The organism is Ideonella sp. FW305-24, assembly GCF_058788035.1.
The window spans coordinates 21,295-34,525 of the sequence record NZ_JBYTAI010000015.1 but is presented as its reverse complement, the minus strand read 5'-3'; the positions used below and the strand labels follow the sequence as shown (position 1 = coordinate 34,525).

Here is a 13,231-nt window from a genome sequence, read left to right as displayed (position 1 = left end):
CATTGCGGCATCAAGGGTTTAGGGGCAGAATTTGCCGGAGTTTCTAGCATTGCCCGCCGGTGGTCATGCGACGGGTGGGCCTCCAGCGCCCGACCGCCGTCAACCGGAATTGTTGCACTGTCACAAATTTCCGGCTCATCGTCCGGGAGTCTCCATCCATGAGCCGTCTGTCATTCCACTGCCTGCCCCCATTGTTCTTCGCCCTGGCCGGCTCACTGACTGCCTCGGGTGCCTTTGCGGTGGACTACCCCATCACCCCAGGCCAGCGCAGCACTGCTCAGCAGGTGGCCCAGGCCGGTGTGCCGCTGTCGGAGCTGTCGCCCAATGCGCCTGACAGCTACACCATCAAGAAGGGCGACACGCTCTGGGACATCTCCAAGCTGTTCCTGAAGAGCCCGTGGCGCTGGCCCGAGCTCTGGGGCATGAACATGGAGCAGATCCACAACCCGCACCTGATCTACCCGGGCCAGGTGCTGTTCCTGGACAAGTCCAATGGCCGCGCGCGGCTGACGCTGGGCCGCCCGGTGGGCAACGAGGAAAAGCTGTCGCCGCGGGTGCGTTCCGAGCCGCTGATCACCGACGCGATCTCCTCGGTGCCCATGCACCTGATCGGCCCGTTCCTGAACGACGCGGTGGTCTTCGAGACCAACCAGTTGGAACTGTCGCCGCAAATCGTTGCCACCCAGGAAGGCCGCGTGCTGCTTTCGCGCGGTGAAACCGCCTATGTCAAGGGTGACGTGGATGCCGCCCGCAACTGGCAGCTGTTCCGCGAACCCAAGCCGCTGACCGATCCAGAAACCGGCGAGATCCTGGGCTTCGAGGCTCGCCATGTCGGCACCGCAGAGCTGATCGCCAAGCCCGATGTGAGCTCGCTCACCAGCGCCGACGAGATCGCGCCATCGGTCTTCCGCATCAACACGCTGCGCGAAGAAGCCAATGTCGGCGACCACCTGGCGCCGCTGCCCCCGCGCGACACCAGCCCGTTTGCACCGCACGCCCCGTCCAATGGCCTGAAGGGCAGGATCATTGCCGTCTATGGGGATGGCCTGAACGCCGGCCAGAACCAGATCGTGTCGCTGAACCGCGGCCTGCGCGATGGCGTCGAGCGCGGCCATGTGCTGGCGCTTTGGCGCGCCGGCACCCGGCGCCCTGACCCGACCGACAAGAGCAAGATGCTGGTGTTGCCCGACGAGCGCCACGGCCTGCTGTTCGTCTTCCGCGTCTTCGAGCGCGTGTCCTACGCGCTGATCCTGCAAGTACAGGACCCCGTGCACTCTGGCGACAAGTTCACCCAGCCCTGAGCCCGCAACGGCAGGCCGCACTGGCCTGCCGCGATGCGCGCGCCCTCAGCGCTGGCTCCGCCGCCATGAGCACCACGAAGCTGCCCGAGGCTGAAGCCCGAGCCTGGCTGCTGCTGGTGCACACGCCGGGCGCTGGCGGTGAATCGGTTCGCCGCCTGCTGGCCGCGTTTGGCTCGCCACAGGCCGTGCTGGCAGCGCCTCGCAGCGCCTGGCATGAAGTGGCCGGCGCGGCTTGCGCCCAGGCCCTGTCGGCGCCCAATGGCGACACACTGGCACTGGTCGACCGCACGCTGGCCTGGCTGGCCGAGGCGCCGGGCCAGCGCCATTTGCTGACGCTGGGCGATCCTGTTTATCCGGCACCGCTGCTGCAGACCGTCGACCCGCCAGCGCTGCTGTACGCCGTGGGTGACCTGGACCGGCTGCAATACCCGGCGCTGGCCATTGTTGGCAGCCGGGACGCCACACCGCATGGCCTGGAACACGCACGCCGCTTCGCCGACACCGCCAGCAAGGCCGGCATCTGCGTGGTCTCCGGCCTCGCGCTGGGCATTGACGGTGCGGCGCACGAAGGCGCGCTGGACGGCATGGGCGGCACCATCGCAGTGGTGGGCACCGGGCTGGACCTGATGTACCCGCGCCGCCACCTGGCGCTGGCGCGCAAGATCGCCGAACAAGGCCTGATCCTCAGCGAGTTTGCACTGGGCACGGCGTCGCTGCCGGCCAATTTCCCGCGCCGCAACCGCATCATTGCCGGACTGGCCCAGGGCACGCTGGTGGTCGAGGCCACGCTGCATTCCGGCTCGCTGATCACCGCCAAGCTGGCACTGGATGCCGGCCGCGAAGTCATGGCCCTGCCCGGCGCCATCGGTTCGGCTCAGTCGCGCGGTTGCCATCAGCTGATCAAGGATGGTGCGGCGCTGATCGAGTCGCCGCAGGAGTTGCTCGAACTGCTGGGCTGGGCCGCGCCGACACCGCCGCCCGAAGGCAGCCGGCCACGCGTGCGTCGCGGCAGCGCGCACCCGGTGCGCACCACCGGTGCAGTCGCCTGGAATCCGCAGACGCCCGAGCCCGAACCCAAAGCACAGGCCCCAGCGCCTCGGCCTGACAAGGAAGACCCGCTGCTGACTGCCATGGGGCACGAGGCAGCGACGGTGGACGCGCTGGTCGCCCGCACCGGTTGGCCTGCTGACCGGCTGCTGGCCAGGCTGCTCGAGCTGGAGCTGGACGGCCTGGTCGTGCGGCTGCCCGGCGGGCTGCTGCAGCGCCGCGCGACGACCTGAAACAGGCCCCACGCGGTGCGCCAAACACCCGGCTGACAGGCCGGCTTCTTTGCACCAGTGTGTCAAGCGCAAACGGGTATAGTCAGTTCATGTTCGATGTTCTGGTCTACCTGTACGAAAACTACTGGCGGCCCGATGCCTGCCCGGATCACGACCAGCTGACGCGAAAGCTGTCGGCTGTCGGGTTCGAGTCCGACGAGATCCAGGAAGCTTTGAGCTGGCTGGATGGCTTGGCCGCCACTGCCGACAGCACCCAAAGTGCGCCGCAAAGTCCGCAAAGCCTGCGGGTCTACCTGCCGCGCGAACTGGACTTGCTGGGCGATGAATCGGTGGGATTCATCAGTTTTCTGGAGTCGGCGGGGGTTTTGCCACCGCCCATGCGTGAGCGCGTGATTGACCGGGCGACCGCCGTAGGCAGCCCGCTGACGCTGGACGACCTGAAGATCATCGTGCTGATGGTGTTCTGGAGCCAGGGCGAAGAACCCGACGCGCTGATCCTGGACGAACTCTTCGTCGCGCCGGAAGACAGGCTGATCCACTGACCCCGGCCCCACGGACCCACATAAAACAAAGCCCGGCATGCCGGGCTTTGGTGCTTTCGGGCGGCAGGTTTCAAGCGTCGGCCATCAGGCGAGAGGGATCGGCACTGAGCTTGCGCAGCGCGTCGCGCGTCGCGGAAATCGTCAGCGACTCGTCCTGCACCGGCACCAGCAAGCCCGCCTGCAGGAAAGCCGCCAGCCGCGTCTTCTGGAACAACACGCAACGCCCTTGCGAACCGACAAACAAAGACAGCTGCTTGTGCATGCCCTGCCACGACAGCCGAACCGTTTCGCGGCGGCCACGCAGCTCCAGCGTGTAGGCGCTGCCCGGCTGCAGTTGCGCCGCAGCGGCCAGCATCGAAGGGCCTGGCATCGAGCCGCCTTCGGCGACGATTTCCAAGCCTTCGTTGCGGTGGTTGGCCTCGTCCAGTACCCAGGAATCGTCCAGCTCGAGATCGTCGTCCGGCATCAGTTCCTCGATGGTTGCCAGCCGCTGCTTCAGGTGTTCGAGCTGTTCCGGGCTGACTGACGTGGCGCGTGCGCTGAAGGCCGCCGTGAGGGCCAGATTCAGTGCCTTGACGGCATCTTCCTGCTTGCGCGCATCCAGGCCCGCGGCGTTCATGCCGCGGCGGATCACACCCAGCAGCGGTGGCAGCCGGCGAATGACCTCGGCGCGTTCCTCGCGCGTGGTCTTGGAGCCTGCCGCCCACATCAGATCGGCTGCAGCGTCGCGCACCGTCTTCACCTCGTCGCTGTGCGGGCCGTGGCGCACCGCGGTGGTCGCCAGCACGTCGGCCCAGATGTGGAACAGGAAGTCGCGCACGCCCTCCTGCACAGGCAGCTCGTTGAGCATCTTGCGCAACTCGATCGTGTACTGGATCGCCAGCGTCTCGCGTTGCTCGATCTGCTGCGCCAGCGACACGCCGGCCTTGGTCGCATCGTTGCGCTCGCTGAAATAGCGCTCCAGGAATTTCTCGAATTCGCTCAGCACGGCCTGGAACACACGCCGGCCCGTGTCGGGGAAAGCCTCGACGACCTGCACCACGCGGCGGATCTCGGCTTCCAGTGGCGTGCCGATGACCTCCGCATCGCCCTCGAAACCCATCACGCAGGCCCCCAGGCGGTCGATCAGCCGGCGAGCCGGGTGGTCGGCACCGGAGAAGAAATCGGGTTCGGCCAGCGCCACCCGCAGCACCGGCATCTGCAGCCGGGCAAACCAGATGCGCAGCAGTGCGGGAATGCGCTCGTCGGTCAGGATGCTCTGGAACAGCAGCGCCACCAACTCGACCGTGGCCCGCTCTTCCGGCGTGGCCGCGGCCTGCTTGAGCGTCTGCTGGCGCTCACGAAGCTCGGCCACGAGTTGGGCCGGCGAGGCCAGCAATTCGCCGCTAGGACCCACACCGCCAGCCGCCTGCTGCGCCTCGACCTGGGCCACCACGCGGATCTGCGCCTGGGCCATGGCTTGTGACAGCTGCTGCGACGGGCCACGGCCGGGCGCCTGATCTCGGAAACCGGGCAGGTGGCGTTCAAGAATGTCGCTGAACTGGCCCAGCACGGCTTCGGCGCGCTGCAAAGCCCCGCCACCGGCCTGGCGAGTCATCATGCGGGTTTCGTCGTCCAGCCCACCGCTCATGCCGGTGGAGGCACCCGTGTGGTAACCGGTGCTGTAACCCCCGATGCCACCGGCACCGCCGCCCGCGCGCCCGGGGCCGCCCGGCCCGCCAGGGCCGGTTGCAATGCCGCCCGCACCCGGTGGGACCGCACCACCCGGACCGGTGGTCCAGCCGCCCTGCCCGCCCTGTCCTTCGGCCATTTCGCCGCCGGGCCCATCCTGGCCAGGCGCACCGGCAACACCGGTTCGATAGCCCGCAGCCTGTGGCCGCATGGACAAGCCGGGTCCACCCGCACCGCCGCGCGCCACCGCGCCGCCTTGCGGCTGGCCACCCTGGGCACGCTGGCCGGATGGGTGCTGGCCGCCCTGGCCGCTACCTTGCGACAGCGAAGCCGGCATGACCCGGCTGATGTTGGGGCCCAGTGGCTGGGGTTCGCTCCAGCCGGAGTTGTCGGACTGGGTGCTGGGTCCGGACGTGGTGGAAGGTGCGCCGCTGGTGGTGTCCAGCGGCGTGGGGCTGGTGCTGGTGCCGTCGGAGCGGCGGATGAAGGGTCGCAGGTCGACGCGGGGCAGCACGCCACGCTCAATCAACCACTGATTGGTCGCGTGAAAGGCTTTTTCGACGTGCTCGGAACAGGCCTTGTGCAGCACGTTCTCCAGCATGCGCCAGCTCTCCAGCGTCAGCCCGGCTTCCAGCCAGGCCTTCAGCATGCCGCGCGCCACGACTTGCGGGCGGAACAGGTCGTCGTCGTCCAGGTCGCTCTGGCCGGACAGATCGGTCAGCCGCGCGCGCAGGTCGGCAAATTCCCAGGTCGTGCGGTCCAGCACGGCCAGCGTGAGCCGGGAGATCAGGATGTTGCGCTGGATGGTCGCGTCGTCGACCAGTTGCAGCCCGCCGCCGCCAGCAAAGGCGCCAGCGAACTCGGCCAGCGTGGTGTGCGGTGCTTCCGGCAAGAGCTTGGCGCGAAGCGTGCTGGCGACCAGCGGCAACCACTGGCTGCCATTGCGCATCAGGTCCTGCAGCGTGTCCTGGCGCAGCTGCATCACCGCGCGCTCGGCAGTCTGGTCCAGCAGCACATGCGCCTCGGCGATCGCAGCCTCACGCAGCGGCTGCAAGTCCTTCAAGACCTGGTCGGCAAAGAAATGCCGGGCCTGGTCTATCGTGGGGGCGCCGGCAACTGCGTCAGGCATGAATCCGTATCTGTTCGAGTGGACTTTCCACTCTACACCACCGCTCCGCTGTTCGGATCGTTCGGATCACCTTCCTTGGCCGCCGAGAACTTGATCAAGTCCTCTCGCTTGACGCCCAGCCACATCGCAATGGCCGCGGCGACGAACACCGACGAATAGATGCCGAACAGGATGCCGATGGTCAGCGCAATCGCGAAGTAGTGCAGCGTGGGGCCACCAAACACCAGCATCGACAGCACCATCATTTCGGTACAACCGTGGGTGATGATGGTGCGGCTCATCGTCGACGTGATCGCGTGGTCGATCACCTCGTGGGTGCTCATCTTGCGGTACTTGCGGAAGGCCTCGCGGATCCGGTCGAAGATGACCACCGACTCGTTCACCGAGTAGCCCAGCACCGCCAGCACCGCCGCCAGCACCGAGAGCGAGAACTCCCACTGGAAGAAGGCGAAGAAGCCCAGGATGATGACCACGTCGTGCAGGTTGGCGATGATCGCGGCGACCGCGAACTTCCACTCGAAGCGGATCGCAAGATAGGCCATGATGCCCAGCACGACGAAGATCAGCGCCTTGCCGCCGTCCCAGGCCAGCTCTTCGCCGACCGACGGGCCGACGAACTCGGTGCGCGAGAGCTTCAGCGGCTCGGCACCGGCCACTTCGCAAGCCTTGCGGCTCACCTGCTCGCCTTGTGGCGTGGTGTATTGGCGGTCAGCCACCTGGCCGGATTCAGCGTGGCACAGCTCGGCAAACACGTTGCTGGCCATGTCGGCAGCCTTGGTGGTCTTGCTGACCGGCAGGCGGATCATCACGTCATGCGAGGTGCCGAAATTCTGCACCTGCACTTCGCCAAAACCCATCTTCTCGACCACCTCGCGGGTGCGGGCCAGGTCGGCGGCCTGGGTGTAGGCCACCTCCAGCACTGTGCCGCCGGTGAACTCGTTGGAGAAGTGCAGGCCGCGCGTGACCAGGAAGAACACGGCGGCGACGAAGGTCAGCGCCGAGATAGCGTTGAACACCAGCGCATGCCGCATGAACGGGATGTCGCGCCGGATACGGAAGAATTCCATGGCAGAACCTCTGGGAGAACGTTGCTTGCGGGGCTGCGGCAGAAGCCTGTCAGCTGGCGTCGGAGGGTTGGACCTCGGTCGATGTCGAGGCGCCAGCGGCACCCGCCGGGCGCCAGATCTGGCCGATGGAAACCGACTTGAGCTTCTTCTGGCGGCCGTACCAGAGGTTCACCAAGCCACGCGAGAACATCACCGCGGAGAACATCGAAGTCACGATGCCCAGGCAGTGAACCACCGCGAAACCGCGCACCGGCCCTGAACCGAAGGCCAGCAGCGCAACGCCGGCGATCAGCGTCGTGATGTTGGAGTCCAGGATGGTCGCGAACGCACGCTCATAGCCCGCGTGGATCGCCGCCTGCGGCGAGCTGCCGTTGCGCAATTCCTCGCGCACCCGCTCGTTGATCAGCACGTTGGCGTCGATGGCCATGCCCAGCGCCAGCGCAATGGCGGCAATGCCGGGCAGCGTCAGCGTGGCCTGCATCATCGACAGCATGGCCACCAGCATCAGCAGGTTGAAGGCCAAGGCCAGCGTGGAGAACACGCCGAACAGCAGGTAGTACAGGCACATGAACACGGCGATCGCCGCGAAGCCATAGGTCAGGCTGTGGAAGCCCTTGGCAATGTTGTCGGCGCCCAGGCTGGGGCCGATGGTGCGTTCTTCGATGATTTCCATCGGCGCGGCCAGCGAGCCAGCGCGAAGCAGCAGCGCGGTGTCGGTGGCTTCCTGGGTTGTCATGCTGCCCGAGATCTGGAAGCTGGCACCCAGCTCGCCGCGGATCACCGGCGCGGTGATGACCTCGCCCTTGCCCTTCTCGAACAGCAGGATGGCCATGCGCTTGCCGACGTTGTCGCGCGAGATGTCGCGCATGATGCGCGTGCCCTTGGCATCGACCTTCAGGTGCACGGCCGGCTGCTGGTGGTCGTCGAAGCCGGGTTGCGCGTCGGCCAGGTTGTCGCCGGTGAGGATGACCTGGCGCTTGACGATCAGCGGGCGACCACCACGCTCGACGTAGCGCTCGGTGCCAAACGGCACCGGCCCGCTGCCGGTGGCCGCCGCAGCGGCTTCGGCGCTGTCGTCGACCATGCGCAGTTCCAGCGTCGCGGTGCGGCCGATGATGTCCTTGGCCTTGGCGGTGTCCTGCACGCCAGGCAGTTGCACGACGACCCGGTCCAGCCCCTGCTGCTGGATCACCGGCTCGGCCACGCCGAGTTCGTTGACCCGGTTGTGCAGCGTGGTGATGTTCTGCTTGAGCGCGGCCTGCTGCACCTTGATGGCCTCGGCGGGCTTGAGCGCGCCGCTCAGCGACAGGTCGCCATTCGCGCCGGCCTGCGGCGTCCACTGCACATCGGGCAGGCTGTCGCTCAACAGGCCCAGCGCGGTGGTGCGGGTGGCCTCGTCGCGGAAGTTGACGGTGACCGTGTTGCCGTCGCGCGAGATGCCGGAATGGCGCACGTTCTTGTCGCGCAGCAGCGTGCGGATGTCGCCCGTCAGCGATTCGGCCTTCTTGGTCAGCGCCGCCTTCATGTCGACCTGCATCAGGAAATGCACGCCCCCCTGCAGGTCCAGGCCCAGGTTCATCGGCAGCGCATGCAGGCTGGCCAGCCACTGCGGCGAGCGCGACACCAGGTTCAGCGCAACGATGTACGACGGATCATTCGGATCGGCGTTCAGCGCCTTGCCGATCACGTCCTTGGCCTTGAGCTGCGCATCCGTGTCCGCAAGGCGCGCGCGCACCGAGTTGCCTTCCAGCTGCACGTAGTCGGGCTTCAGCCCGGCGGCGTCCAGCGCCTGCTGCACCCGGCCCACCAGCGAGCCGTCGACCTTGACAACGACCTTGCCGCTGGAAACCTGCACCGCTGGCGACTGGCCGAACAGGTTGGGCAGCGTGTAGACCAGGCCGATGACCAGCGCGAACGCCAGCAGCACGTATTTCCACAGAGGGTAGCGATTCATGGGCAGTTCGCGGGCTGGGACACAGCCCGCGCCATGTGACGACGGCCCGCCAAGGCGGGCCGACCGGATTCAGAAGGCAAAGAAACGAAAAGGCGGACGCCAGCGGCGCAGCTTATTTCATCGAACCCTTGGGCAGCACCTGCACGACGGTGTGGCGCTGCACCTGGACTTCGACGTCCTTGGCGATCTCGACAAACAGGATGCTTTCCGAGACCTTGCTGATGCGGCCCAGCAGCCCGCCGCCGATGACGACTTCATCGCCCTTGGCCAGCGCCTCGATCATGGCCTTCAGCTCCTTCTGGCGCTTCATCTGTGGCCGGATCATGATGAAGTACATCACCACGAAGATGCCGACCATCGGCAGGAACTGGACCAGACCGGACATGCCACCAGCGGCCTGGGCAAGAGAAACAGAAGAGATCGACACGTGAATTCCTTGTGGGAGAGTGTGGTCGCCACGAGGCGGCCACGCAAAAAGCCCGCAGCACCGACCAGGGTCTTGCTCGAAGACCCGGGGCACACGGCAACCGCCGATTGTAGGACCCGCTAGGACCCTTGCCCCGACGACAGGTTCAAGCCGGCCTGGATGACCTGCACCGGCTCGTGGACATGGCCCGCATGGGCCGGTCCGCCGTGCACCGCCCGCAGGTGGCCGCCAGCCTTGTTGCCCTGCGCAGGCGCCATTTCGCACGCGGCCGATTCCAGCCCGGACAGGATGCCGCACTGCGCCGCCGCCGAAGCACCGCTGCACTGCTCGCGCAAGGCCTTCAGCTGCTTTTCCAGTTGGCGCAGCTCGCGGATGCGCTGGCTGACATGGCCGATGTGCGCGTCCAGCAGCTGGTTCACGTCATGGCAGTCGCCGCCGGGCGCGTCCTTGAAGCGCAGCAACTGCCGCACCTCGTCCAGCGACATGTCCAGCCCGCGGCAGTGGCGGATGAACTGCAGCCGCGCCAGGTGCTCCGGCAGGTAGACCCGGAAATTGCCCTCGGTGCGCGCAGGCGCCGGCAGCAGCCCTTGCCGCTCGTAGTAGCGGATGGTCTCCACCGGCGTGGCAGCCGCCTCGGCCAGAACGCCAATCTTCATCTTCGTGACCTTCAAGTCTGGGTGCGGCAATTCTAGGCAGCCAGGCCGCTTCTCCCTGCTGGCGGCAGCGGCTTGACTCTGGAGTGGCTACAGGCTTTCCAATCCGGCCAACGCTCTGGAAACCGCCATGTCCAACCACACCGCCCGGCCGCACGACCACGACCACGACCACGACCACGACCACGACCACGATCACGCGCCAGCGCCCGCCGCGTCCTGTGGTGGCTGCTGCGCCCACGAAGCAGCGCCTTTGCGAGCAGCCACCGCCGCCGCGCCGGGTCAGTTGCTGCTGCGCATCCCGGACATGGATTGCCCCGTCGAGGAAAACCAGATCCGCGCGGCGCTGGCCACGTTTGGCGCCATCGAGCAGCTGAAGTTCGACCTGCCGGCGCGGGCGCTGGCGGTCTCAGTTCCGGCCGAGGCCTGGCCCGGCGTGGTCTCTGCGATCCAGGCCGCCGGCTTCGCCACCGAAACCCTGTCCGCCCCATTGCCTGCCGACACCGGCCGACAGGCCCTGCGGCGCGAGACGCTGCGCCTGGTCGCCGCATTGGTGATTGCGGCCGGCGCCGAGTTGCTGGACCTGCTCGCACCCGCCACGCCCATCCTGCAGGCGCTGGGCATGGGCCTGGCCGCGTTGGCCATCGTGCTGGCGGGCTTCAGCGTGCTGCGCAAGGGCCTGGCCGCCTGGCGCCGGCTGCAGCTGAACATCAGCGCGCTGATGACAGTGGCGGTGCTGGGCGCGTTTGCAATCGGTGCCTGGCCCGAGGCGGCGATGGTGATGGCGCTGTATTCGCTGGCCGAGCTGATCGAGGCGCGGGCGGTGGACCGGGCCCGCGGCGCGATCCAGAACCTGATGGCGCTCACACCCGAAGAAGCCGAGGTGCGCCAGCCCGATGGCAGCTGGCAACGACAGGCGCTGGCCCAGGTCGCCATTGGCGCGGTGCTGCGCGTGAAGCCGGGCGAGCGCCTGCCGCTGGACGGCGTGGTGCTCACTGGCCAGGGCGCGGTGGACCAGGCCGCCATCACCGGCGAAAGCGTGCCGGTGGACAAGGCGCCGGGCGACACCGTCTTCGCCGGTACCGTGAACCAGGGCAGCGCACTGGAGATTCGCAGCACCCAGCCGGCGACCGACACGCTGCTGGCCCGCATCATCCGCGCGGTTGAACACGCCCAGGGCCAGCGCGCGCCGACCCAGCGCCTGGTCGACCGGCTTGCGACGGTCTACACGCCGGCCGTGTTCGCCATTGCCGCGGCCGTCGCGCTGGGCATGCCGCTGCTGCTGGACACGCCCTGGCTGCAAGCAGCCTACAAGGCACTGGTGCTGCTGGTCATCGCCTGCCCCTGCGCGCTGGTGATCTCCACGCCGGTCACCGTCGTCAGCGGCCTGGCCGCCGCCGCACGTCGCGGCATCCTGATCAAGGGTGGCGTGCACCTGGAGCAGGCCCGGCTGCTGCGCAGCGTGGCGCTGGACAAGACCGGCACATTGACACGCGGCGAACCTCAGCTGGTCGCGCAACAGGTTTTTGGCGGCGACGACGCGGTGGTGCTGGACTGGGCCCGCAGCCTGGCGACACGCTCGGACCATCCGGTCTCCCGCGCCATTGCCGCCGGCCTGGCGCAGGCCAGCACGGCCGAAGTGGACGGCTTCAGCGCCGCGCCAGGGCGTGGCGTGCAAGCCAGCATCGCCGGTCAAGCGCTGCGGCTTGGCAATGCGCGCTGGATGCGCGAGGCGGGCCTGCTGACACCGGCCGTCGAGGCTGCGATGCAGGCCCATGAACTCGCCGGGCACAGCGTGACGCTGCTGGCCGATGCGCAGGCCGTGCGCGCCCTGCTGGCGGTGGCCGACACGGTCAAAGCCCATGCGGCCGAAGCCGTGGCCGAGCTGAAGGCGCTGGGCGTGACGCCGGTGATGCTGAGCGGCGACAACGCGGTCACGGCGCAGGCCATTGCCGCGGGTGTCGGCATTCAGGACGTGCGCGCCCCCTTGCTGCCCGAGGACAAGTTGAAGGCGATCGAAGCCTTGCAGGCACACGGGCCGGTGGCGATGGTCGGCGATGGCATCAACGACGCGCCGGCCCTGGCCCGTGCCAGCCTGGGCTTTGCGATGGGCGGCGCAGGCACGGACGTCGCGATCGAGGCGGCCGACGTGGTCATCATGAACGACGACCTGCGGCGCGTACCCGAGATGCTGCGGTTGTCGCGCCGCACGCACACGGTGCTGTGGCAGAACATCGCGCTGGCGCTGGGCATCAAGGCGGTGTTCCTGGCGCTAGCAGTGGCCGGCCAGGCGACCATGTGGATGGCGGTGTTCGCCGACATGGGCGCCAGCCTGCTGGTGGTAGTCAACGGGCTGCGGCTGCTGCGCTTCGGGCGCTGAGGGCGATCAGGCCTCGGGCGGCGGCGCATCGGCGCCATGGCCGGCGTGCCAGTACGCTGCGGCGCGGATCGCGTGCTTGTCGTGGCCTTTTTCTTCGACCAGCACGCGGCGCAGCTCGGCCATCAGGCCGCCCTCGCCGCCACCCCAGACGTAGCCTTCGCCCGCCGGCAGCGTCCACGCGCGGATGGCAGCCAGGCAGGCCTCGGCATCGTCCACCCATTGCACGTCCAACTGCGCAGCGCTGCTCAGCGGCCGGCGGTCGGCTTCGGGCACCCGGCCGATCACCGTCACGCGGGTGCCGGCTGGCAGTTCTTCAAGGCGGCGGCAGATCGCCGGCAGCGCGGTTTCGTCGCCCACCAGCAAATGCCAGGCGTAGTCCACCGGCACCAGGAAAGAGCCGCGCGGTCCGCCGATGCGCACATGCTGGCCCACGGCCGCCTGCTCGGCCCAGGTGGCGGCCGGGCCGTCGCCATGCAGCGCGAATTCCAGCGTCAGCTCGCCACTTGCGGCGTCGAAGCGAGGCGTGTAGTCGCGCCGGGCTTCTTCGCCGTCGGCCTGGGCGATGAACAGCTTGATGTGGTCGTCGAAGGCCGGACTGGTGAAGTCCTCCAGCGGCCCCTTGAACACCACGGCGCGCATGTGCGGCGTGATGTCAGAAACACGCACCACTTCCAGCTCGCGGAATTTCAGCTCATGGCGCACACGCTGCACGCGCTTGGCGGACGGATTCGGATCGGCAACTTCAGTGCGCATGGTCAGGCGGTTCGAATTGATTGACAATGTCATCCATCATGCGCAAATCAATTGACAATGTCAACCAAAAGGCT

At 67.7% G+C, this 13,231-nt stretch carries 10 protein-coding genes; 4 read left to right on the top strand and 6 right to left on the bottom strand.

The genetic code is table 11. From position 1 onward, the window contains the following. The first annotated feature begins 158 nt into the window (after positions 1 to 158). The 3 genes from AC3WR5_RS28045 (at position 159) to AC3WR5_RS28035 (ending at position 3,123) form a co-directional block, all read left to right on the top strand. Positions 159 to 1,301, top strand: a complete 1,143-nt coding sequence (locus tag AC3WR5_RS28045; protein WP_141288121.1) for a LysM peptidoglycan-binding domain-containing protein — start codon at positions 159 to 161, stop codon at positions 1,299 to 1,301. Between the two features lie 65 nt (positions 1,302 to 1,366). Next, on the top strand, positions 1,367 to 2,581 hold the full coding sequence (dprA, locus tag AC3WR5_RS28040) for a DNA-processing protein DprA (protein ID WP_492488762.1): 1,215 nt from the start codon (positions 1,367 to 1,369) through the stop codon (positions 2,579 to 2,581). A gap of 89 nt (positions 2,582 to 2,670) precedes the next feature. Then, positions 2,671 to 3,123 (top strand): Smg family protein, encoded by a 453-nt coding sequence (locus AC3WR5_RS28035; protein WP_141291160.1) that lies wholly within the window; start codon positions 2,671 to 2,673, stop codon positions 3,121 to 3,123. A gap of 70 nt (positions 3,124 to 3,193) precedes the next feature. On the opposite strand, the gene AC3WR5_RS28030 is transcribed toward AC3WR5_RS28035, so the two are convergent. From AC3WR5_RS28030 to cadR, 5 genes are all read right to left on the bottom strand, one after another. Next, a complete protein-coding gene (locus tag AC3WR5_RS28030) occupies positions 3,194 to 5,923 on the bottom strand; it encodes a DUF1631 family protein (protein WP_492488760.1) in 2,730 nt (909 codons plus the stop codon). 32 nt (positions 5,924 to 5,955) lie between these two features. Continuing rightward, a complete protein-coding gene (gene secF, locus AC3WR5_RS28025) occupies positions 5,956 to 6,990 on the bottom strand; it encodes a protein translocase subunit SecF (protein ID WP_141289267.1) in 1,035 nt (344 codons plus the stop codon). Between the two features lie 49 nt (positions 6,991 to 7,039). Next, positions 7,040 to 8,944, bottom strand: a complete 1,905-nt coding sequence (gene secD / locus AC3WR5_RS28020) for a protein translocase subunit SecD (RefSeq protein WP_492488757.1) — start codon at positions 8,942 to 8,944, stop codon at positions 7,040 to 7,042. A gap of 112 nt (positions 8,945 to 9,056) precedes the next feature. Further along, positions 9,057 to 9,329 (bottom strand): preprotein translocase subunit YajC, encoded by a 273-nt coding sequence (gene yajC, locus AC3WR5_RS28015; RefSeq protein ID WP_141289271.1) that lies wholly within the window; start codon positions 9,327 to 9,329, stop codon positions 9,057 to 9,059. Positions 9,330 to 9,490: 161 nt separating this feature from the next. Then, a complete protein-coding gene (cadR, locus tag AC3WR5_RS28010; RefSeq protein ID WP_492488755.1) occupies positions 9,491 to 10,027 on the bottom strand; it encodes a Cd(II)/Pb(II)-responsive transcriptional regulator in 537 nt (178 codons plus the stop codon). 127 nt (positions 10,028 to 10,154) lie between these two features. Here cadR and AC3WR5_RS28005 point away from each other — a divergent pair, with 127 nt between their 5' ends. Further along, entirely contained in the window at positions 10,155 to 12,404 is a 2,250-nt protein-coding gene (locus AC3WR5_RS28005; protein WP_492488753.1) for a heavy metal translocating P-type ATPase, read from the top strand. 6 nt (positions 12,405 to 12,410) lie between these two features. Here AC3WR5_RS28005 and AC3WR5_RS28000 read toward each other — a convergent pair whose 3' ends face one another. Then, the gene (locus AC3WR5_RS28000; protein ID WP_492488751.1) at positions 12,411 to 13,157 is read right to left on the bottom strand and encodes a siderophore-interacting protein; all 747 of its coding nucleotides are present in this window, start codon (positions 13,155 to 13,157) and stop codon (positions 12,411 to 12,413) included. Positions 13,158 to 13,231: the final 74 nt, after the last annotated feature.